This window comes from Serratia proteamaculans (assembly GCF_004684015.1).
Classification (GTDB): Bacteria; Pseudomonadota; Gammaproteobacteria; order Enterobacterales; family Enterobacteriaceae; genus Serratia; species Serratia proteamaculans_F.
Genome location: NZ_SRIA01000013.1, coordinates 70,543 through 92,418, shown reverse-complemented (window position 1 = coordinate 92,418; position 21,876 = coordinate 70,543). Strand labels below are relative to the sequence as shown.

General features: G+C 55.8%; 20 protein-coding genes and 2 tRNA genes. 5 read left to right on the top strand and 17 right to left on the bottom strand.

Features of this window, described 5'->3' with window-relative positions; all coding sequences use genetic code 11:
* Positions 1–132 precede the first annotated feature (132 nt).
* Positions 133–558 carry an RNA polymerase-binding protein DksA gene (dksA, locus tag E5C26_RS09770; RefSeq protein ID WP_135316118.1) on the bottom strand — a complete coding sequence of 142 codons (426 nt, stop codon included), beginning with the start codon at positions 556–558 and terminating at the stop codon, positions 133–135.
* 437 nt (positions 559–995) lie between these two features.
* On the opposite strand from dksA, the gene exoX reads away from it, so the two are divergent.
* Complete coding sequence (gene exoX / locus E5C26_RS09765) at positions 996–1,664, top strand: exodeoxyribonuclease X (RefSeq protein ID WP_135316117.1); 669 nt, start codon at positions 996–998, stop codon at positions 1,662–1,664.
* A gap of 33 nt (positions 1,665–1,697) precedes the next feature.
* On the opposite strand, the gene E5C26_RS09760 is transcribed toward exoX, so the two are convergent.
* The 6 genes from E5C26_RS09760 to E5C26_RS09735 form a co-directional block, all read right to left on the bottom strand.
* Positions 1,698–3,731, bottom strand: a complete 2,034-nt coding sequence (locus tag E5C26_RS09760; protein ID WP_135316116.1) for a S9 family peptidase — start codon at positions 3,729–3,731, stop codon at positions 1,698–1,700.
* A gap of 68 nt (positions 3,732–3,799) precedes the next feature.
* Positions 3,800–4,453, bottom strand: a complete 654-nt coding sequence (locus tag E5C26_RS09755) for a tellurite resistance TerB family protein (protein WP_135316115.1) — start codon at positions 4,451–4,453, stop codon at positions 3,800–3,802.
* A gap of 169 nt (positions 4,454–4,622) precedes the next feature.
* Complete coding sequence (locus tag E5C26_RS09750) at positions 4,623–5,210, bottom strand: TorD/DmsD family molecular chaperone (RefSeq protein WP_135316114.1); 588 nt, start codon at positions 5,208–5,210, stop codon at positions 4,623–4,625.
* 43 nt (positions 5,211–5,253) lie between these two features.
* Entirely contained in the window at positions 5,254–5,991 is a 738-nt protein-coding gene (locus E5C26_RS09745) for a phosphatase (RefSeq protein ID WP_135316113.1), read from the bottom strand.
* Positions 5,992–6,077: 86 nt separating this feature from the next.
* The gene (ghrA, locus tag E5C26_RS09740; protein WP_135316112.1) at positions 6,078–7,019 is read right to left on the bottom strand and encodes a glyoxylate/hydroxypyruvate reductase GhrA; all 942 of its coding nucleotides are present in this window, start codon (positions 7,017–7,019) and stop codon (positions 6,078–6,080) included.
* A gap of 126 nt (positions 7,020–7,145) precedes the next feature.
* Positions 7,146–8,648: a peptide MFS transporter gene (locus E5C26_RS09735; protein WP_135316111.1), complete on the bottom strand. Its 1,503-nt coding sequence runs from the start codon at positions 8,646–8,648 to the stop codon at positions 7,146–7,148.
* Between the two features lie 411 nt (positions 8,649–9,059).
* Here E5C26_RS09735 and E5C26_RS09730 point away from each other — a divergent pair.
* Positions 9,060–9,149 (top strand) — tRNA-Ser (locus E5C26_RS09730).
* Between the two features lie 222 nt (positions 9,150–9,371).
* Positions 9,372–9,461, top strand: a tRNA-Ser gene (locus E5C26_RS09725).
* A gap of 57 nt (positions 9,462–9,518) precedes the next feature.
* Here the strand turns inward: E5C26_RS09725 and E5C26_RS09720 are convergent.
* Complete coding sequence (locus E5C26_RS09720) at positions 9,519–9,875, bottom strand: helix-turn-helix domain-containing protein (RefSeq protein WP_135316110.1); 357 nt, start codon at positions 9,873–9,875, stop codon at positions 9,519–9,521.
* A gap of 295 nt (positions 9,876–10,170) precedes the next feature.
* Between E5C26_RS09720 and E5C26_RS09715 the strand changes: the two genes are divergently transcribed.
* Positions 10,171–11,358, top strand: a complete 1,188-nt coding sequence (locus tag E5C26_RS09715) for an efflux RND transporter periplasmic adaptor subunit (RefSeq protein WP_135316109.1) — start codon at positions 10,171–10,173, stop codon at positions 11,356–11,358.
* 23 nt (positions 11,359–11,381) lie between these two features.
* Entirely contained in the window at positions 11,382–14,528 is a 3,147-nt protein-coding gene (gene sdeB, locus E5C26_RS09710; protein ID WP_135316108.1) for a multidrug efflux RND transporter permease subunit SdeB, read from the top strand.
* Positions 14,529–14,611: 83 nt separating this feature from the next.
* Here sdeB and E5C26_RS09705 read toward each other — a convergent pair whose 3' ends face one another.
* From E5C26_RS09705 to hinT, 9 genes are all read right to left on the bottom strand, one after another.
* Complete coding sequence (locus tag E5C26_RS09705; protein ID WP_135316107.1) at positions 14,612–15,097, bottom strand: RrF2 family transcriptional regulator; 486 nt, start codon at positions 15,095–15,097, stop codon at positions 14,612–14,614.
* Between the two features lie 290 nt (positions 15,098–15,387).
* The gene (locus E5C26_RS09700) at positions 15,388–15,924 is read right to left on the bottom strand and encodes a glycine zipper 2TM domain-containing protein (RefSeq protein ID WP_167796634.1); all 537 of its coding nucleotides are present in this window, start codon (positions 15,922–15,924) and stop codon (positions 15,388–15,390) included.
* A gap of 360 nt (positions 15,925–16,284) precedes the next feature.
* Positions 16,285–17,589, bottom strand: a complete 1,305-nt coding sequence (locus E5C26_RS09695) for an NAD(P)/FAD-dependent oxidoreductase (RefSeq protein WP_135316106.1) — start codon at positions 17,587–17,589, stop codon at positions 16,285–16,287.
* Positions 17,590–17,921: 332 nt separating this feature from the next.
* Positions 17,922–18,464, bottom strand: coding sequence for an alpha/beta hydrolase YcfP (ycfP, locus tag E5C26_RS09690; protein ID WP_135316105.1), 543 nt, complete (start codon positions 18,462–18,464; stop codon positions 17,922–17,924).
* Between the two features lie 72 nt (positions 18,465–18,536).
* Complete coding sequence (nagZ, locus tag E5C26_RS09685) at positions 18,537–19,556, bottom strand: beta-N-acetylhexosaminidase (RefSeq protein WP_135316104.1); 1,020 nt, start codon at positions 19,554–19,556, stop codon at positions 18,537–18,539.
* Positions 19,557–19,587: 31 nt separating this feature from the next.
* Positions 19,588–20,457, bottom strand: a complete 870-nt coding sequence (locus E5C26_RS09680) for a phosphotransferase (RefSeq protein WP_135316103.1) — start codon at positions 20,455–20,457, stop codon at positions 19,588–19,590.
* The gene (lpoB, locus tag E5C26_RS09675) at positions 20,438–21,025 is read right to left on the bottom strand and encodes a penicillin-binding protein activator LpoB (protein ID WP_135316102.1); all 588 of its coding nucleotides are present in this window, start codon (positions 21,023–21,025) and stop codon (positions 20,438–20,440) included. The genes E5C26_RS09680 and lpoB overlap by 20 nt, the downstream gene beginning before the upstream one ends.
* A gap of 27 nt (positions 21,026–21,052) precedes the next feature.
* Positions 21,053–21,442, bottom strand: coding sequence for a YcfL family protein (locus E5C26_RS09670; RefSeq protein ID WP_135316101.1), 390 nt, complete (start codon positions 21,440–21,442; stop codon positions 21,053–21,055).
* 12 nt (positions 21,443–21,454) lie between these two features.
* Positions 21,455–21,805: a purine nucleoside phosphoramidase gene (hinT, locus tag E5C26_RS09665; RefSeq protein WP_026142310.1), complete on the bottom strand. Its 351-nt coding sequence runs from the start codon at positions 21,803–21,805 to the stop codon at positions 21,455–21,457.
* Positions 21,806–21,876: the final 71 nt, after the last annotated feature.

Sequence of the window (21,876 nt, the reverse complement as noted above, 5' to 3'; positions counted from 1 at the left end):
CGAAGCCACTCATTTGGTCAACGGTAAAACCTGAAAACTCCTACCCTCCCCAACAAGTTAGGGTGCGTTTGCTTAAAATGAATACGAACTGACTGCAAAATAGCGGCTGACCACGAGTAGCCAGCCGTGAACTTAGCCCCGTTTACGCAGATGTGGCTCACGCATTTCCTGAGCGGTTTTGGCTTCAATGCTTAGCTCCGCCGTCGGTCGCAGCAACAGGCGCGCCAGCCCGATAGGCTCACCACTTTCACGGCAATAACCGTATTCGCCGTTATGTAATCGCGTCAACGCCGCGCTGATTTTCGGCAGCAGACGGCTTTCACGATCCAACTGGCGGAAAAGCAATCGCAGGTCCTCTTCGCGGGCGGCTTTATCCGCTTCGTCACCGGACACCTCCCCGCCATCGATATCCCGCTTCAGCGCATCAATGTGCTGCAACAGCTTTTGTTGCTCATCCAGCAAGCGCTGGCGGAAGAAAGCCCGCTGCGCCGGGTTCATGTAATCAGACTCCGGCATGGCCAGGAGCTGCTGTTGGTTTAGTAAGGTCACAACGTTCATTGCGCTCTCCGGTTATCGTTTAATTGTTATATTATAACATATCAAAACAATTAAGCAGCCATGCATAAGAAAACAAAATTGCACCTATAAACAATCGATTAACAAAACCACCGACTTTCCTGCTTGCATCCGACAGGCGTAAGGGGGTTAATGACTGAGCAACCCACCCAACCATAGGTAACTGAGAGGCCATCATGAGTAAGGGAATGGATAGCAAAAAAAATGCGAAGAAGAAGCCGTTGAAAACCCCTGCAGAAAAACGTGCAGGCAAACGCGCGAAGAAAGGCCAGTCGACCGGCGAGTAAGCGAACTTCTAACCGTAATTAAACCCGCCAAGGCGGGTTTTTTGTTGCCTGAAATAACTCCACGCCTTTCAGCGGTTGGCAGGCGCAGGCCTGCCGGTTAAGCTAAACCTGTGCAGCCACTCTGAGGAAACCATGAATTTACGCGTAATAGACACTGAAACCTGCGGGCTGGAAGGCGGCGTGGTAGAGGTGGCCTCTGTTGATCTGATCGACGGACAGATCGCCAACCCAATGAGCGATTTAATCAGCCCAGACCGCCCTATTGGCATTGAGGCCATGGCCATTCACCATATCACCGAGCAGATGGTCGAAGGGAAACCACGCATCGCGGTAGCGATCGGTCGCTATCAGGGCAGTCCCTACTATGTCGCGCATAATGCGGCATTCGATCGCGGCGTGTTACCAGAAATGCACGGCGCCTGGATATGCACCATGAAACTGGCGCGCAACCTGTACCCGGACATCAAATACGGCAACCAATATCTGCGCTATGCGCTGAATCTCGATGTTCAACTGCCGCAGGACACCACGCTTTACCCACACCGGGCGTTATACGACTGCTACGTCACCGCTGCGCTGTTGCAACGCATCATCAAGGATTCAGGTTGGACGCCGGAACAGATGGAGCAAATCACTGACCAGCCAGTGCTGCTGAAGAAGTTTAAGTTCGGTAAGTATCGTGGACAGGAAATTGATCGCGTAGCGCAGGAAGATCCCGGCTATTTGCGCTGGATGCTGAAATCTATCGAAGACCTCAGTCCGGACATGAAGCACACGCTGAAATACTATCTGATTGGTTGAAAAAGCGGGCAGCGCCAGCCGCCCGCCTGAAGGTTACTCCGCCAGCGCCAGAATAAAGGCGTACTCCAGCGCGATATCTTCATAAGCTTTGAAACGCCCGGACTTGCCGCCGTGGCCGGAATCCATATCGGTATACAGCAACAGCTGGCGATCGTCGGTCTTCAGCTCACGCAGCTTGGCCACCCACTTGGCCGGCTCCCAATACTGTACCTGAGAGTCATGCAGGCCGGTAGTGACCAGCATATGTGGATAATCCTGCGCCTTAACCTGATCGTACGGGCTGTATTGCAAAATGTAGTCGTAATACGCCTGTTCGTTCGGGTTGCCCCATTCGTCGTACTCACCGGTTGTCAGCGGAATAGACTCGTCGAGCATGGTGGTGACCACATCAACAAAGGGCACCTGCGCCACAATGCCGTTGAACAACTTGGGTGCCTGATTAATCACCGCGCCCATCAGCAAACCACCGGCACTGCCGCCCATGGCGAACACCCGTTTGGCATCACCGTACCCCTGGGCGATTAACGCTTCGGTCACGTCGATAAAGTCGTTGAAGGTGTTTTGCTTTTTGAACAGTTTGCCGTCTTCATACCACAGTTGCCCCAGCTCACCGCCGCCGCGAATGTGTGCCAGTACAAATACAAAACCGCGATCCAACAGGCTTAAGCGGCTGGCGCTGAAGGCCGGATCCATGCTGCTGCCGTAGGATCCGTAGCCATACACCATCAACGGGTTAGTACCGCGCGTAAAGCTATCGTGGCGGTAAACCAGCGAAACCGGCACTTCGACGCCATCGCGAGCCTTCACCCATACCCGCTCGCTGCGGTAATTTTCCGGGGTGAAGTTTTTCACTTCCTGCTGCTTGAGCATCACGCGCTCACCGCTATCGAGATTAAGCTCATACAGCGTGGTCGGCGTGGTCATCGAAGAATAGCCATAGCGCAGCAGCTCGGTTTCCGGTTCCGGGTTATACGCCAGCCAGGTGGTGTAGGTAGGATCGTCGAAGGCAATGCGCTTCACTTCGCCGCTCTGCCAGTGGATCTGTCGCAGTTGGGTGAGGCCTTCGCTGCGCTCTTCCACCACCAGCCAGTCGCGGAACAGGCTAAAGCCCTCCAGCATCACTTCGATGCGCGGAGCGATCAGCGTCTGCCACTGCACCTCATCCGCCTGCTCACTCTGGTAGAGGCCAAAGTTCTTGCCGTCCTTGTTGGAACGGATATAGAAATGCTGGTGATAGTGATCGATACCGTATTCATGATCCTTACGACGCGGCACAAACATCTGCGGCTTGCTGTCGGCGCGATCGGCGTCCAGCAGCAGGATTTCCGAAGTGGTGGTGCTGCTCAGGTGGATCAGAATAAAACGATCGGAGGTAGTCTTTTCCAAGCCGACGTAGAAGGTGTCATCCTTTTCTTCGTAGATCAGCTCATCGAGTTGCGGATCGGTGCCCACCACGTGGCGATAGACCTGATAAGGCAGCAGCGTTTTGGCATGTTTGCGTACGTAATACACGGTGGCCGAGTCGTTGGCCCATTCAAAGCTGCCGGAGGTATTTTCCAGCACTTCGTCAGTCCAGCTATCGTCGCTGAGGTTTTTGAAACGAATGTCGTACTGGCGACGGGAAAGGAAATCCTCCGCGACCGCCAGCTTTTGGTTGTCAGGGCTGACTTCCAGCCCGCCAAGGGTATAAAACTCACGCTGCTCGGCACGTTGGTTACTGTCGATGAGGGTGTCCCAATGCTCGCTCTCGGCCTGCGGCTGACGGACGTAAATCGCGTATTCATTGCCCGGTTCGAAGCGGGTCTGATAACGGTAGCCGTGCCGGACGTAAGGCACCGAATGTTCCTGCTGGGGAATACGCGCCACCATCTCTTCATACAGAGTTTCGCGCAGCGCCTGCTGCGGTTTCAACACTGCGTCGGTAAAGGCGTTTTCCGCCTGCAGATAGTCCAGCACCTGGGGGTCTGCGCGCTCATCGTCGCGCAGCCAATAATAGTCATCTACCCGTGTGTCGCCGTGGGTAGTGATGGGATAAGGACGTTTTTCTGCCTTAGGGGGTGTCATCATTGCTAAATCATCCGCTTACCTTGATTAAGGCAAGAGTGACACGATTCCCCCCGGCTTGCCAAGCGGCGCTATGCCAGCTCGCGCTTTTTCTCGTTCACGTCGTTTTCGATGCCCTGCTTAACGTCCGCCGGGATCTTCAACGACTGCGCCAGCGCGTCGAGATAACCACGCTCCATAAAGTGATCGACGTCGATCACCATGCAGCTCAGGTAATAAACTTCTAACGCTTCGTCTTCATTCTTCACGCTCTGGGCGATCAGATCCGGGTTCAGCGGCTGATCGATGGCCTCTTGCACCCATTTTTGCGCTTCTTCCCCTACCTGCAGCTGTTCCAGGCTGTGGTCGATAGCGAGCTTTTCTTCCGCATCGATATGGCCATCGCTCTTGGCGGCAAACACCAGTGCCTGCACCAGCCGTTTAGCGCGTAAATCCACCGGTGTGGCTTGCAGACCGAACTGCGGTTCATCCTGATGGGTTTCTTTCACTCTCTGCTTGTACTTGTTCCACAACACCGCGCCCACCGCCGCGCTGCCGCCGATAATCAACGCGTTCTTGCCGAATTTACCCACCAATTTGCGTGATGACTTGTTCGCCAGCAAGACGCCCACCAGGCCACCCAGTGCGGTCGGGGCCAGCAGTTTGCCGATGCCTTCCGACCCGCCGATTGAACCGGCCTTTTGCCCAATCATCGATTGGATCTGCTGCATCCAGTTATTTTTCATACTTTACCCTTTGCCGAAGGAAACGAAGCGCGCAGGCACAGATTGGCCAAACCGCCGGTGAACCGTCAGATTAGGGGATTATTTGTCAATTTACGTATGGGGGATGAAAACCTGTGTAGCGAGGAAATTGGCCGGTTCCGCCGCTTGGCGCAAACCGGCCGGCAAGGCATTAAGGCTGTTCGCCCTCTTCACCCGGCTGTTCTTCGTCTTGTTCGTACTCCGCCAGTTCGTCACGCATCGCCTGAATGGACTCGCGTGCCAGCAGCGACAGCGTGCGGTAAAAACCGGTGGTGGCATGAGCTTCCACTTTGCCAAGGAAACGGCCGCACCAAGGCAGCAAATAGTCGTCAAACAAGGTGATCTGCGCCTGGGCTTCGTCTTCCTGTGCCTGATCTTCCAACCAGGAAGCGGCCAACAGCAATGAACCGAAGTGATCGGCCGGCGTTTCGCCAAGCGGCATACCGCGCTGCTGCAGGAAAGTTCGTACTTCCGCTTCTGTCGCCCCTTCAACATAGGCAGAGCGGAATGGCGACACGCTGCATTCACTACCGACAAACATCGCGTTGAAATCGCTGGACAGCTGGTTGACATCGCAACCCTGCTGCAGACGCACCAACAGGTCATCCTGCTCCAGCGGCCAGTGCTGTCGCAGTTTGCCTTCTTTGATCAGCGCGAACAGCGGCACCAGCAACGGATCTTGCGGCTGACGATAAAACAGCGTACCCAGCACGCGGCAAACAACAGAAAACTCATTCATGATAATGCCTTATACAATACGGAAAAAATTTGCCGGGACGATGTCACAAATCGGCCAGTTCCGCAATCGCCGGCTTACCGCGCCGTTCGAGAAAGTCCAGCAGGCGCCGAGGGCTAACATTAAGGATGCGTTCCTGCGGGAACTCCACTTCGGCAATAATGCGCTCGCAGTGTTCAAAGCCTCCGAGCGAGAAGGCAATATGTGAATCCGAACCCAGCGCCAGCCACCCACCGGCATCACGTACAGCCGCAGCAATCGCACGGCAGTTGTCTTCGCTGCCCTTGCGCGAATGGGTGAACGACGAGTTATTCAGTTCCAGCGCCACTTCATACTTCGCCGCCGCAGCAGCAACCGCGGCAATATCAATCGGGTATCTTGGGTTACCGGGGTGGCTGATAATGTGTACGTCCCCCTGCGCCATCGCGGCGATCATCGCTTCGGTATTGGCGGCCTTGTCCTGTGGTGCAAACACCGGCTCATGGAAACCGGCGATAATCACGTCGATTTTATCCAGCATCGGACCGGTGCAGTCGATATCACCCTGCCGATTTTTGATGTTGGCCTCAATACCGCGCAGAATGCCCACGCCGTCTACCAGACGCGGCCACACGTGCATATTCATAAAGTGCCAATAATGCGGTGCATCGGCCATATCCGGGCCGTGGTCGGTGATGGCGAACAGTTTGATGCCCTTTTGCCGGGCTTCGACGATGTAATCATGCAGCGTGCTGTAGGCGTGGGTGCTGGCGACGGTGTGCATATGTAAATCAACGGGGTACATTGCTTCTCCTTCTGAGCGGCCTGCCAGAATGCGGCGGCAGGCGCGGTTTATTATTTATTTAGCTTAGCAGGTGCATCACCGAAAGATCAGTAACCGCGCTGCACATCCACTACGCCGGCCGGTGTTTGTCCGGCCTCAAGCGCGAGAATGTTCGCCGCTATCTGATCCATCGCCGCTTCCGGCAAGGTGATGGCAGCAATATGCGGGGTAATGGTGACACGCGGATGACGCCAGAACGGATGCGCCTGCGGCAGCGGTTCGGTGACGAACACGTCCAGCGTGGCGGCGGCAAGCTGGCCTTGCTCCAGCGCCTGCAATAAATCGTCCTCAACCAGATGCGCACCGCGTGCCAGGTTGATCAGGTAAGCTCCCGGCGCCAAATGCGCGAACAGTTGCTGATTGAGGATCCCGGCGGTTTCCGGCGTATTGGGCAGCAGGTTGATCAGCAATTGCACCCCATCGAGAAACGCGGCGCGCTGTTCGGCTCCGGCAAAGCTCCGCACGCCGTCGATTTGTTTGGGGCTACGGCTCCAGCAACGCACGTTAAAACCAAACGCCGTCAGCTTCTGCGCCACGCTTTTCCCCAACACCCCGGCACCGAGAATGCCAATAGTGAAATTATCCTGCTGATGGGGATCGAGCGGCCGCCACTCCTGCTGCTGTTGCAACAGCTGGTATTCATCAAAACGGCGGAAATAGCGCAGTACATAGCTCAGTGCATATTCCTGCATCTGTTGCGCCATGCCGGTATCTTCAAGGCGCAGCAACGGCACACCTGCCGGCAGGGTGCCGGGGTAGTCGCGTTCTTGCTCCAGGATAGCATCGACGCCGGCGCCGAGGGCAAACACGCCTTTCAACTGACCACGGTTAGCCAACATCTCATGGGGTGGCCGCCACACCAGCGCGTAATCTGCCGGACGATCATCGCCCGGTTGCCAGGCACGAACCTGCGCTTGTGGCAGGCGCTGTGACAGGCCTGTGAGCCATTCCCCGGCATTAAAGAAAGGGTGGTAAAAAATGATGTTCATCTTGGCAACTCCGTCTGTTTTTATCTGTTTCCATCCAGACTTCCGCGATTCGCCGACAGATGCAAGCGTTAAAGCCCAAAACGAAAACAGCCCCGACCAGTGGGGCTGTTTTTATGCTGTGGGATCTCAGGCGGCAACAGGCGTGTCGTGCCTGATAAGACGGCGCAGCAGCGGGATCAAAATCAGCATCACCACGCCAACGCCTGCGGCTCCCCAGCCCAGCACGCTGAATACCTCGCTATAACCAGGGTTGGTCAGCACCGGAGTACTGCCGCTGTTTTCCGGCATCAGGCCCGAGACATAGCCCGCCAATACCGAAGCGACGCCGGTGACCATCATCCAGCACCCCATCATCACACCCTGATAGCGCGGGGGAGCCAGTTTGCCGATCATCGCGTAGCCGATTGGGGAAATCATCAGTTCACCGATACTCTGCAGCACATAACTGATGGCAATCCATTTAAACGCCACCAGCCCATCACCGCCGGCCAGGCTAATACCCAACGGCAATACCAGCATCCCGAGCCCGATACAGAACAAAGAACCGGAGAACTGCATCGGAATGTCGATTTTGCAGCCACGGGCGCGCAGGCGATTGAACCACCAGGCCATCAACGGCCCGCCAACCACGATCACCAGCGTATTGATGTTCTGGATCCACTGCGGTGCCACCTGAATGCCGTAGACGTTCAGGTTGATATTGTGCTCGGAGAACAGCATCAGCCCCATCGGCGCCAACTGATACAGCGCCCAAAACACCAATGAGCCCAGCGACAAGATAAGGTAAGCCGTCATCCGGCGACGTTCGTCACGCGGGTGATGACGCAGCGTAACCACGCACAACATCAGGAAAATCAGCACGCCAAGGCCAATAACGAAATAGCCGCTGAACTCCGCGTGGGTCAGCATTACGCGGATAATAGGCACCAACACCACCAATACCGCTAACCCGACCAGCATGCGCCAGCGATATTCTCCACGGCTGGCGTCATGCAGCGGTGTGTTGAGATCGGCCAGAATGCGCCAACGGCTGACGGCGACGATGATTGCCGCCGCATTGCCCAGTGTGGCGAACAGGAATAGCGCACGGTAGTTTTCGGTCAGTTGGAAATAGCCGGCGACGGTAAAACCGACAAAGAACCCCAGGTTCATCCCGGCATAGTTCCACAGGAAGGCTGATTCGCGCCGATCGTCGTCCGGCTTAAAACGCTGGGTCAACATCATATTAATGCAGGTGACGTTCAGCCCACTGCCGGTCAGGAACATCGCCAGGCCCCAGTAAAGTCCCCAAACCCCGGCAACGGCGATCAATGCGCAGCCGATCACCTGCAGCACCATACCCAGTACGAACAGGTTGCGGTTACTGAGGAAGCGCCCACCCAGATAGCCGCCGAACATATGCAAGCCGTAGTTGAACGCCCCGAACACGCCCATCATGGCGTTGGCGTTAGTTTCGCTGAAACCAAGTCGCTTGGTGGCGTACAGTACCAACGTTGAGTACAGCACGGCAAAACCCAGCGTGGCGAAGATTTGGATAAAGAACAGTGCCCCGGCCCCCGGGGGAATGGCATGGCGCTGTGGCGCCGTCGGTGTGGAATCTGTCGAAGTCAAAGTGAACCTCTGCTGCATTATTATTTGTTAGATCAATCCCTGTCTGCTTATCGCCGGGTCGTTGCCCGGCAACCTGCGCGGCGGTGTGAAGATCCTTGCCAAAACCCCGCGCCAGCACCTTTCCATTTAGCGACACATATGACTAATAATCCAGTATTAATGCATATAACAGCACTGCAGACTTCACTCCTGCTGATATATTGAGCTAATACATACTGAAGCGTTCAAATATTAGCCTGCTATATAATTTTACGCCATGTCTCCCCCGCAAACTCATACGATATGGCGGCCGATCGCTCGGGAAATCAGCAAATTGCTGCAACTTTGGCTAAACAGTCATGGTTATGTCACAAGAGGGTTGACGCTGGGATCAGATTCTCCTACATTAGCGCCCGTCGGCAGCGCAATGCGTTAGCGATGAAGTAAAACGGTGAGGTGTCTGAGTGGCTGAAGGAGCACGCCTGGAAAGTGTGTATACGCGAAAGTGTATCGAGGGTTCGAACCCCTCTCTCACCGCCATATTCCACGAGAAAGCCTGAACGAAAGTTCAGGCTTTTTTGTTGTCTGTGAAACAGGGAATTGGGCTGCCTGGCCCCCGTCCCTGCCGTTCGCCGCAGTTTTCAGCAAAGCGAACACGGCTTAAGCGGACGCACCGAAACGCAGAAATTCTGCTTGACCGGATCGCTCGGTCTCCCTATAGTAGCGCCCCGTTGCAGCAGTGAGCACGCAACGACAAAATACGGTGAGGTGTCTGAGTGGCTGAAGGAGCACGCCTGGAAAGTGTGTATACGCGTAAGTGTATCGAGGGTTCGAACCCCTCCCTCACCGCCATATTTTACGAGAAAGCCTGAACGCAAGTTCAGGCTTTTTTGTTGTCTGCAATCCGCCTCAGTGCGTGCGACCAACCGCCATAGAGGGCTGCATCACCGCGCGGCGCCAGTCGCCCGGGGTTTGCCCATAGTGGCGTTTAAAACTGCGATTGAAGGACTGCTGCGAGTCAAAGCCGAGTGAGATCGCCACGCTGACGATCGGTTCGCCGCTGTTGGCCAGGCGCTCTGCCGAGACCCTCAGCTTCTGCATGCGAATATACTCCCCCAACGCGTAGCCGGTCTGGCGTTTGAACATTCGCTGCAGGTGCCACTTGGAATACCCCGCGCGGCCCGCTACGGTATTGATGTCCAGCTTCTCTTCCAGATTGTTATCAATCCACTCAATCAAATCAGTAATAAAACCCGTGCTGTTCATGCTGACGCTCCCATGACTTGGCAGGTAGATCCGCTGCCCGATGCCATTACGTTGCAGCAGTTTCGCATTAAATGCAATTTTTATTATTGCATTTAACAGAGAGGCACTTCTATAATCCAGCCAATTAATGTAACCGATATTGATACATTAATGTGACAACAATGTGTTTCAAAACCTAACCGTTGCGCCGATGACCGGTGCAACCGCTCTGCCGCCGGTCACAGGCCAGGGAAGTTACCCGGATAACAGGGCCGGGTGTATCGCCAGATCGTGCTTACTACTGGAAAGAAAAATAATGCCAAGCCAGCCAAACTCATTGTTCCATTCACACCGTCGCCAAAGCGGCATCGGTATCAGCACTCGCCTTTCTGCCGTCGCGTTGCTGGTCGCTCTGCTGGCCGGGTGTGACAACAGCGTCGCTCAAAATGCGGCCCCCCCGCCACCGGCCGTCAGCACCGCCGACGTGGTGATAAAACCCATCAGCCAATGGGACGCTTTCAACGGTCGCATCGAGGCGGTGCAAAGCGTCCAGCTACGGCCACGGGTTTCCGGCTATATCGATAAAGTGAATTACACCGAAGGCGATGAAGTGAAAAAAGGCCAGGTGCTGTTCACCATCGACGACCGTACCTACCGTGCCGCTCGTGAGCAGGCACAGGCTGAACTGGTTCGGGCTCGCAATCAGGCGGCATTGGCCCGCAGTGAATCCGGCCGTACCGAGAAATTGATCAGCAGCCAGGCCATCTCTACTGAAGTATGGGAACAACGTCGCTCTTCCGCCGCTCAGGCACAGAGCAACGTGCTGGCGGCTCAGGCCCAGTTCGACCTGGCGCAACTGAACCTCGATTTTACCCGGGTGATTGCACCGATTGACGGGCGCGCCAGCCGCGCAATGATCACTGCCGGTAACCTGGTGACCACCGGCGACAGCGCCAGCGTACTCACCACGCTGGTGTCGCTCGACAAGGTTTACGTCTATTTCGACGTCGATGAAGCCACTTTTCTGCGTTATCAAAACGATGGGCGACGCACGACAAAACTGCCGGTGAAAGTTGGGCTGGTCGGCGAAGACGGCTATCCGCATCAGGGCATTGTTGATTTTACCGACAACCAGTTGAACGCCGGTACCGGCACTATTCGCATGCGCGCCCTGCTGGAAAACGCTGAGCGCCGCTTCACGCCAGGGCTATTCGCCCGGGTGCAGATGCCCGGCAGTGCCGAGTTCAATGCCATGTTGATCAACGATAAATCGGTCATGACCGATCAGGACCGCAAGTTTGTTTATATCGTCGATAAAGACGGCAAGGCGCAACGACGCGATATCGAAGTGGGCCGGGTGGCTGGCGGATTGCGCATTGTACAGAAGGGACTGGCTGCCGGTGACCGGGTGATCGTCGACGGTATGCAAAAAGTGTTTATGCCGGGTATGCCGGTCGCTGCCAAAAACGTGGCGATCAACGCCGACGCTTCCGCGCTTAACTAAGCCCCAGTAAAGGATCCTGATCCATGGACTTTTCTCGTTTTTTCATCGACCGGCCGATATTTGCCGCGGTACTGTCGATTCTGATTTTTGTCGGCGGTGTTATTGCCATTCCGCTGCTGCCGATCAGCGAATATCCGGACGTGGTGCCGCCCAGCGTGCAGGTACGTGCCCAATACCCCGGCGCTAACCCGAAAGAGATCGCTGAAACGGTGGCAACCCCGCTGGAAGAAGCGATCAACGGCGTCGAAAACATGATGTACATGAAGTCGGTGGCCGGTTCCGACGGCGTACTGGTCACCACCGTCACCTTCCGCCCAGGAACAGACCCCGATCAGGCACAGGTGCAGGTACAAAACCGTGTGGCGCAGGCCGAAGCACGTCTGCCTGAGGACGTGCGGCGGCAAGGGGTAACGACCCAGAAGCAATCCCCGGCTCTGACGCTGGTGGTCCATCTGGTTTCCCCTTCCGGTAAATACGATTCGCTCTACCTGCGCAACTACGCCACTCTGAAGGTCAAGGATGAGCTGGCCCGCCTGCCCGGTATCGGCCAGGTGCAGATTTTCGGTGCCGGTGAGTACGCTATGCGTATTTGGCTCGATCCGAACAAGGTGGCCTCACGCGGGCTGACCGCCTCTGACGTGGTCTCTGCCATGCAGGAGCAGAACGTACAGGTTTCTGCCGGGCAACTGGGTGCGGAACCGATGCCGACCCGCAGCGATTATCTGCTGTCGATCAATGCGCAGGGTCGCCTGCAGACCGAGGAAGAGTTTGGCAATATTATCCTCAAGAGCGGCGACAACGGCGAAGTCGTTCGCCTGCGCGACGTCGCACGCATTGAAATGGGTTCCGGCAGCTACGCTCTGCGTGCCCAGCTCAATAATAAGGACGCAGTAGGGATTGGTATCTTCCAGGCTCCGGGGGCCAATGCCATTGAATTGTCCAATGCGGTGCGGGCCAAAATGGCCGAGTTGTCGACCCGTTTTCCGGACGGCATGAGCTGGCAATCCCCGTACGACCCAACGGTATTCGTGCGCGATTCGATCCGCTCGGTGGTAGATACCCTGCTTGAAGCGGTGCTGCTGGTGGTACTGGTGGTCATTCTGTTTCTGCAAACCTGGCGGGCGTCGATTATTCCCCTGCTGGCCGTGCCAATCTCAATCGTCGGTACCTTTGCGGCGCTCTATCTGTTGGGCTTTTCGCTCAACACCTTGAGCCTGTTCGGACTGGTGCTAGCCATAGGTATCGTGGTCGATGATGCCATCGTGGTGGTAGAGAACGTCGAGCGTAATATCGAGGAAGGTCTGTCACCGCTGGCGGCGGCGCACCAGGCAATGCGTGAAGTGTCTGGCCCGATTATCGCCATCGCTGTCGTACTGTGCGCAGTGTTCGTGCCGATGGCGTTTCTGTCCGGCGTCACCGGCCAGTTTTATAAGCAGTTCGCCGTGACTATCGCCATTTCGACCGTGATCTCGGCTATCAACTCGCTGACCCTGTCACCGGCGTTGGCAGCGTTGCTGTTGAAGCCGCACGGCGCACCAAAAGACATGCCATCACGCCTGATTGATCGCTTGTTCGGCTGGCTGTTCCGTCCGTTTAACCGCTTCTTTGCCAGCAGCTCACAACGTTATCAACGTGGGGTTTCCCGGGCGCTGGGCAAACGCGGCGCGGTATTTGTGGTGTACGCGCTGTTGCTGTGCGCCGCCGGGGTGATGTTTAAAACCGTACCCGGTGGATTCATCCCGACTCAGGACAAGCTTTATTTGATTGGCGGCGTGAAAATGCCGGAGGGTGCGTCGCTGGAACGTACCGACGCGGTGATCCGCAAAATGAGCGCCATCGGCCTGAGCGTCGACGGGGTGACGGATGCGGTCTCCTTCCCTGGGCTGAATGCATTGCAGTTTACCAATACGCCCAACACCGGCACCGTGTTCTTTGCGCTGGAGTCATTAAGCACCCGTACCCGCAGCGCGGCGCAGATCAATGCCGAGATTAACGCCAAGATTTCACAGATCCAGGAAGGGTTCGCGTTCTCGATTATGCCCCCTCCTATCCTCGGTATCGGCCAGGGTTCGGGTTACTCACTGTATATTCAGGATCGCGCGGGTCTGGGCTATGGCGCGCTGCAAACCGCAATCAACACCATGTCGGGCGCGATCATGCAAACGCCGGGCATGGGCTTCCCGATCTCGTCCTATCAGGCCAACGTACCGCAGCTGGACGCGAAGATTGACCGCGACAAGGCCAAGGCGCAAGGGGTGCCGCTCAATGCCCTGTTCAGCACCTTGCAAACCTATCTCGGTTCGTCTTATATCAATGACTTCAACCGCTATGGCCGCACCTGGAAGGTGATGGCGCAGGCCGACGGTCAGTTCCGCGACAGCGTGGAAGATATCGCCAACCTGCGCACCCGCAACGATAAGGGGGAAATGGTGCCGATTGGCAGCATGGTCAGCATCAGCACCACCTACGGCCCGGATCCGGTGATCCGTTACAACGGTTTCCCAGCGGCAGATCTGATTGGTGATGCCGATCCGCGTGTGCTGTCATCGTCACAGGCCATGAGTGAACTGACGGTCATGGCCAACAAGCTGTTGCCGAATGGCATGAACATTCAGTGGACCGATCTGAGCTATCAGCAGTCCACCCAGGGCAACGCGGCCATTATTGTCTTCCCGGTGGCGGTGCTGCTGGCCTTCCTGGCGCTGGCAGCCTTGTACGAAAGCTGGACGCTGCCATTGGCGGTGATCCTGATCGTGCCGATGACCATGCTGTCGGCACTGTTTGGGGTCTGGCTGACCGGCGGTGACAACAATGTGTTCGTGCAGGTGGGACTGGTCGTGTTGATGGGGCTGGCCTGTAAGAACGCCATTTTGATCGTCGAGTTCGCCCGTGAACTGGAGCTACAGGGCAAAAGCATTATGGAAGCGGCACTGGAAGCCTGTCGTCTGCGACTGCGGCCGATTGTGATGACCTCCATCGCCTTTATCGCCGGGACTATTCCGCTGATCCTCGGACACGGTGCCGGTGCTGAGGTTCGCGGCGTCACCGGCATCACGGTATTTTCCGGCATGCTGGGGGTCACACTGTTTGGGTTGTTCCTGACCCCAGTGTTCTACGTTACTCTGCGCCGTATGGTGACACGCAAAACACGGCAATCCGTGGCGGAATAATTCGCCTGCCGCAGCCATAAAAAAGCCCGGTTTTTAAACCGGGCTTTTCTTGGTCTTATTCTTTATACCGCATGTATCGCAGACTATTTTTCTGCTGTCTCTTCGTCTTTCTCGTCTTGCATTGCATAGGCCGCGCAGGCTCGCTTATCGCCCCGCTCCAACTCGGCCAGAGAATCCGCCACCGTGTAGCCCGCCAGTACGTTCAACGATGCCTCTTCCGCCTCGTTCACCACCGACTTGAAATACCAACAGGCGTTGGCACTGACCAGGCAACGCGCCGGCCCTTCCGGTCGGGCGGCCCAGATGCGTTTATCATCAATAACGGCCAGATAGATATCCCGCAGGGTGATCTGATCCGCCGGGCGACCCAGGTGAATCGAACCGTTACGGCCCAGGGTCGAAACAATAATGCCATTTTTGGTCAGGGGCACCATCAGTTTGCGGATAAAGCTGGGATTGGCTTCCAGACCGGCGGCAAGCACCGCACTGGTCGAACGCACGCCCAGCTTCTCAGCCACGGCCACGCTAAGTACCATTTGCATTGCAGTCGGAAAGCGAAAATCTAACATGTTTTTATCTCTGTCTCCGGGAGACCAAATGCCTGGACTGGGCCGGTGTGAGATAACGTCATCACACCTACCCAACTGCACAATAATATAACAAACACCGTTGCACTATTGAAGGTATGCCCGGATAAATCGCACGGATACATTAGGTCGGAAATCGCGTCAGAACTGGCCTGAGGGTAAACTGCGGGGATTAAGAATGCAGAAACCCGCGTCAATATTAATGCCGCTCGCTTAACTGGGTTAAACGATCAGAACTAACACTGTCCGCGGGTTTGATTCTTGTCTGTTGATTAGGCTTTATTCAGCACCAGTTGGCCGCTTTTATCCAGCGGGATCTGGGTGCCGGGATCGTGATCCATACGGATCTTGCCCTGCTGAGTGCCAATCTTGTAGGTCACATCGTAACCCAGCATTTTCTGTGATTTGTCGTAGACCGTTTTGCAACGCTGCTGCGTGCTGGTGGTGCTGTCGTTATTTTGCATCGCACCCTGCACCTGGTTACCGGCATAACCGCCGCCCAAGGCACCGACCACCGTCGCCACATCACGACCACGACCACCACCGAACTGATGGCCAATAACGCCACCGGCAACTGCACCCAGAACCGAACCGGCAATGCGGTTCTCATCCTGTACTGGCGCACGATGAGTGACGGTCACATTACGGCATTCCTGACGCGGGGTTTTGATGGTTTCTTTGATCGGCGTTGCGGCAATAACCTGCGCATATTGCGGACCGGAAGAAAAAACATCAAGACTGGCCACCGCAGCAATACCCAGAGCGGCTGCAATACCAATACCCACACCAGCTAACATTGACTTGTTCACAGGAAATCCTCCTGAAAGTGTTACCACGCATTTGTACCGGGGATTTTACCGACATTGCACCGCGCTTATTATTTTGCGCATTGGCGGCACGTGGTATTCCGGTTTACGGCGTGCGCGACGCGCCGTCTGTAAACAAGATAAAGTCTGCACAATGTTCCAGAACCTCGCAATAAGACAATGTGACCAAAAATGCCGTAAAGCACGCTTACCCCTAGCGTTTAGGAGGATTCTTAAGACTTTTACCCATACTGACGGGACATTGTGCTGAACGATCAGTCCGTCGCTACCCTATCGCGCGGGAACAGGCATAAAAAAACCCACGCGGGCGAACCGGCGTGGGTCAGTCGATATGGGGGGCTGTTAGTGCATTTTCAAACGCGGGCGGATCACCCGGTTGATGCCGCCGACCAGCATCATCAGGCCGGTTTTGATATAACCGTGTAACGCGACCTGGTGCATACGATACAGCGAAATATAGACGAAGCGCGCAATGCGGCCTTCGACCATCATCGAACCACGCATCAGGTTGCCCATCAGGCTGCCAACGGTGCTGAAACGGGACAGAGAGACCAGCGAACCGTGGTCTTTGTACACGTAAGGCTTCAGCGTCTGACCGTTCATCAGAGCCAGAATGTTGGTAAAGCAGCGTGACGCCATCTGGTGCGCCGACTGGGCGCGTGGTGGCACAAAGCCACCGCCCTCTTTCGGACAAGAGGCACAGTCACCGATAGCGAAGATATTCGGATCGCGCGTGGTCTGCAGCGTAGGTTCCACCACCAGCTGATTAATGCGGTTGGTTTCCAGCCCGGCGATGTCCTTCATAAAGTCCGGCGCCTTGATACCGGCCGCCCACACCATCAAATCGGCATCGATAAATTCGCCGCCCTTGGTGTTCAGACCCTTGGCATCCGCGCTGGTGACCATAGTGTTGGTCAATACGCGCACGCCCAGTTTGTTCAGTTCCTGATGCGCAGCGGCGGAAATACGCGGCGGCAGTGCAGGCAGAATACGCTCGCCCGCTTCGACCAGGGTCACGTTCAGTGCGCTGTTGTCCAGGCCTTCAAAGCCGTAACTGTGCAGTTGCTTCACCGCATTATGCAGCTCTGCAGACAGTTCCACACCGGTGGCACCACCGCCGACGATGGCGATATTCACCCGCTCTTTTTGCCCTGGCTGCGCCGAGAACTTGAGGAACAGGTTCAGCATTTCGTTGTGGAAACGACGTGCCTGGTGGGGGTTGTCCAGGAAGATACAGTGATCTTTCACGCCGGCAGTACCGAAATCGTTCGAGGTGCTACCCAGCGCCATCACCAGGATGTCGTAAGGCAGCTCGCGTGCAGGAACCAGTTCAGCACCGTGCTCGTCGCAGATTTGCGCCAACTGCAGGGTTTGCGTTTCGCGATTAATGTTGGTCAGCGAACCCAGTTGGAAGCTGAACGAGTGATTGCGCGCGTGTGCCAGGTAGCTCAGCGCGTCGACGCCGTCATCAAGGGAGCCGGTTGCTACTTCATGCAGCAAGGGTTTCCACAGATGGCTGTGATTGCGGTCTACCAGCGTGATGTCTGCTTTGTGCTTACGACCGAGTTTATGGCCCAGGCTGGTCGCCAGTTCCAGACCACCGGCACCACCGCCGACAATGACGATTTTTTTCTTTGGCGTTGTCAAAATAACCCCCTAAATGTGAACCAATTGTTGCCTAAGGGTAAATAAATAATATCCTTAGAATACATAGGGTTCGCTTAAAATAAACCTGCTATCTGAAGTCAGAATAGCATGTGGGGTTATTTGGTCATACCAAAATTGATGTACATCAAACTTTTTTGGTTAAAGCCTGGACGAAGCGAAATTTTGAGGATTGTGATTCAAATAGTTAGCGCGAGATCACAGTTTTAAATTTTGTCCCCCAACGGGAAAAACGGGGCTTTCAGGCAAAGAAATGCCGCAATTTTTGTCTGTTCAGAACAATCATTGCGGCGCTGTCGGGCGTTATGAAACTGTTAAGGCAGGGTCTTGAATGCCTTGATGCGTTGCAGATGTGGCGAGAGGTTTTTGAATTTGTGGGTTTGTTGTTCATCCCAGACAATTTCATAGTATTTGTGCAACAGTTCAGCACTGATCTGGCTGTCCAGCACCTCGTCGTGGCGGGAAAGCACCACCAGACAGCGATCGCGGTTTTTCTCACGGAAGTCCTCAACGCACTTGGTGGCGATATCGCGATACTCTTCCGGCCGGTCGATTTTGCCTTGCATATGTTGTTCAGGAGACAAATTGGGGTTGAAGATCACCTGGCGGATACCGCACAAAAAGCCGATACGCTCGGCCCAAAAACCCCCGAGGCCCACCCCGCAGATCAGCGAATGCTTGTCGCCTCCCTGCTGAACCGCCTTGTCCACTTCTTTCAACAAATGCTGCATGTCATGGCGTGGGTGCAAGGTGCTGTAACTGATAAAGCGTACGTCAGGATCAATAAACTGTAGCTGTAACACCTTCTCATGATTGCCGGGACTGGTGGAATCAAAGCCATGTAAATAGATAATCATCTGGATCCTCGCAACAAACGGAGGGCCGCGCCGCAGCCCTCATCATTTACGCCGCACTACGACGTCCTGGGTTCACCCCGCATTACGCTGCTTGTGCTCTTCCCAGCGTTCGCTGAGCGCATTCAGCTCTTTATGCGCCTGCTGCCAGCGCGCAGAATCGCGCAGTTCCTGACGGGTGAACTGACCGCGATGATATAACTGCTTCACCCGCTCTGCTTTGACCGGGGACAGTTTATCCAGCACGCTGACCGCCCCTGCGCGGTTATTGCATACCAGGATCATGTCGCAGCCCGCATCCAATGCGGCCTGGCCGCGCTCGGCATAACTGCCCATAATCGCCGCCCCTTCCATCGACAGATCGTCCGAGAAGATAACGCCGTCAAAACCCAATTCCTGACGCAGGATCTCTTTTAGCCAATAAGGCGAGCCGCTGGCGGGGCGTGGGTCTGCTTCAGTATAGATGACGTGAGCCGGCATCACGGCGTCCAACAGCTGACGGTTAATCAATTCACGGAAGATCGACATATCATGTTCGCGGATCTCAGCCAATGGACGCGGATCTCGCGGAGTTTCTTTGTGCGAATCCGCACTGACCGCACCGTGGCCAGGGAAATGCTTGCCGGTGGTTTTCATCCCGGCACTGTGCATGCCCAGAATGAAACGCTCGGCCATCGCCAACGCCTGCTGCGGATCGCTGTGGAACGAACGTTCACCAATCGCCGCGCTGACGTGGCCAATATCCAGCACCGGTGCAAAACTGATGTCGATGTCCTGCGCGATCATTTCCGCCGCCATCAACCAGCCGGCTTCCTGTGCCAGACGCCCGCCCTCATGCGCTTCGTTTAATGCGGCAAATGACTGCGCCGCCGGCAGACGGGTGAAACCTTCGCGGAAACGCTGCACGCGGCCGCCTTCCTGATCCACCGCCACCACCAGCCGATGGTGAGAAGCCTCGCGGATTTGGCGTACCAGCTCACGTAATTGCTGCGCATCGTGGAAATTGCGGGTGAACAAGATCAGGCCGCCCACCAGCGGGTGTTTCAGGATCTCACGTTCTTCTGCGTCCAGCTCATAGCCGGCGACATCTAACATTACTGGGCCCACGGCCACCTCACTTCACTATTTATTCAGAACATGGGGATGTTAAACAAAAACGCCGGTGCAACACTGCGCCCCAGCGCAAAAATTCGGGATCGCCGGTTTGTTGCCAGCGCACTTCAAACCATAGCAGCATCAGGTAATCTACCCACGGCAACCAGCGCTGCACCTGTGCGCTGAGCAAGGATAAATTTGAGTAACCGATACGGGCATAATGCCGCAAAAATTGCTGTTGATCGGCTGGCGACCAGGCATTGCCGCGAAACAGGGCGGCGATGTCCAGCGCGATATCCCCGTCTGCCGCATACTCCCAGTCAATCAGCCGCAGGCCTTGGCCCTGTGCGATCAGATTGCCCGGATGAATATCCATATGCAAAGGAGCCAGTTTTAGTGGCGTTGGGGGCCGACGACGCAAAAAACGCTGATGCAGCTTTAACCAGGCGGGTGTCAGGCGTCGGGGATCCAGCTGCTGCCAATAGCGAGTAAACTGCCGATGCAGGCTCAGCGGGTAGCTACTGGGCGCCCGTTGATGTAAACCGGCCATCACCTCAGCCAGATTGCCGCCCTCATTCAGCCGAACAAAACCCGCCTCAGTGACAACGTCACCAGTGAGCCATTGCAAGATAATCCACTGATTATTCTGCGCTAAAACCTGCGGCCCGATACCCTTGCCAGCACGACACAACACCCGTGCCTCACGTCGACGACTGACGCCCAACGCGCTTTTTTCTGCACTTTGCTGGCGAGCCAATAGCTGCACGCCCTCGCCTTCAATCCGCCAGCTTTCACCGGTCAGGCCCTGCACCGGACTGAAACGACAACCGGCGGTTTTCACCGCCGGCAGCTTATGCTCAATCAGTCTTCGCAGTGCGGCTTCAATGTGTAACGGCGCCATTACCTGACCAGACGATTTCACCACTTTGCACCAGCATTAATTGCATATCCAGCGTGGGTGATTTCACATCACCGCTGACGTCGCTGTACAGCACGTACTGCGCGCTGACGATGCGCGCCAGACCAATCGCCTTGCTGCGTGAGCCCAGGCTGTCATCCACCGACAGGCCCAGCGTCTGTTTGGCAGTGGCCAACTGCGCTTCCGGCACGATGGAGAAGGTTTTATTTGATGCCAAAGCCTTGTGCAGTGCGGAGGTCGCTTTCGCGGTCTGCAACGCACCGTTGGTGTTGTTCTTCACGCTGTCGAGCAGCAGCACGCTGCCTGGATTAACCCCATCGGCTTTCAGCATCTGATTGACCAGCGGCTGTACGCTGCTCAGCCAATCGAGCTGCTGAATCTTTGGCGGTTGTGGTACCGGTTCGGTGACCGGCGGCTGCGGCTCTTCGGTCACCGGCGGCGTCACCGGCTCAACGGTCACCGGCGGTTGCGGTTGTTCCGGCTCCGGCGGACGAGACAGACAACCGGTTAACACCAACGCGGCCAGCGCGACAAGTAGATACTTTTTCATTAATCCCTCTCTCAATGAACCAAGAGTTTACAAGAATAGATACAGACGCACGCGCTTGGCATCGAGGTTGCCATTGAGCGAGTAAATGGTGGCGTCTGAATTTGGCGCAATAGTAATGGTGCGCGGCGCTTCAAAAGGCCGGATATCCAGCCCCTGATCGTCATACCAGTAGAAGCGATAGTGCACCGTGACCGGCGTTGGTTGGCTGTTGCTGAGTTCCGAAGTCGCCATCACCCGCCCGGAAGCATTCGAAATCGACGGATTGTCGGCCAGAATGCCCGCGGTCAGCACCGGCGAATCCATCACCACCGTCTGGCGTTCGTTAACCGCAATGCCACGCGGGCTGCTACAGCCCATCAGTATGATGGCGGGTAACGTCAGCGCCATCAGACAACGCAGGGGTTTGCTATAGCGCATTATTTTCCTCGATTAACGTGACAGCAGCGGCCCCAGGGAGCGGCCACCGACCAAATGCATATGAATATGATAGACCTCCTGGCCGCCATGACGGTTGCAATTGATAATCAGGCGGTAGCCGTCTTCGGCGATACCTTCCTGCTCGGCAATCCTGGCGGCGGCGGTGATCATACGGCCCAGAGCGGCTTCGTGCTCAACAGTGACGTCGTTGATGGTGGGGATCAGAACATTGGGTACGATCAGAATATGGGTCGGAGCCTGAGGTGAAATATCACGGAAAGCGGTGACCAGTTCATCTTGGTAAACCACATCAGCAGGAATTTCGCGGCGGATAATTTTACTGAAAATCGTTTCTTCGGCCATCTGGCGTTCCTTGTAGAAGAAAATAAGCTGTACGCAGTATGAGTGACAAATTCTACTGCTTTCAACCTGAT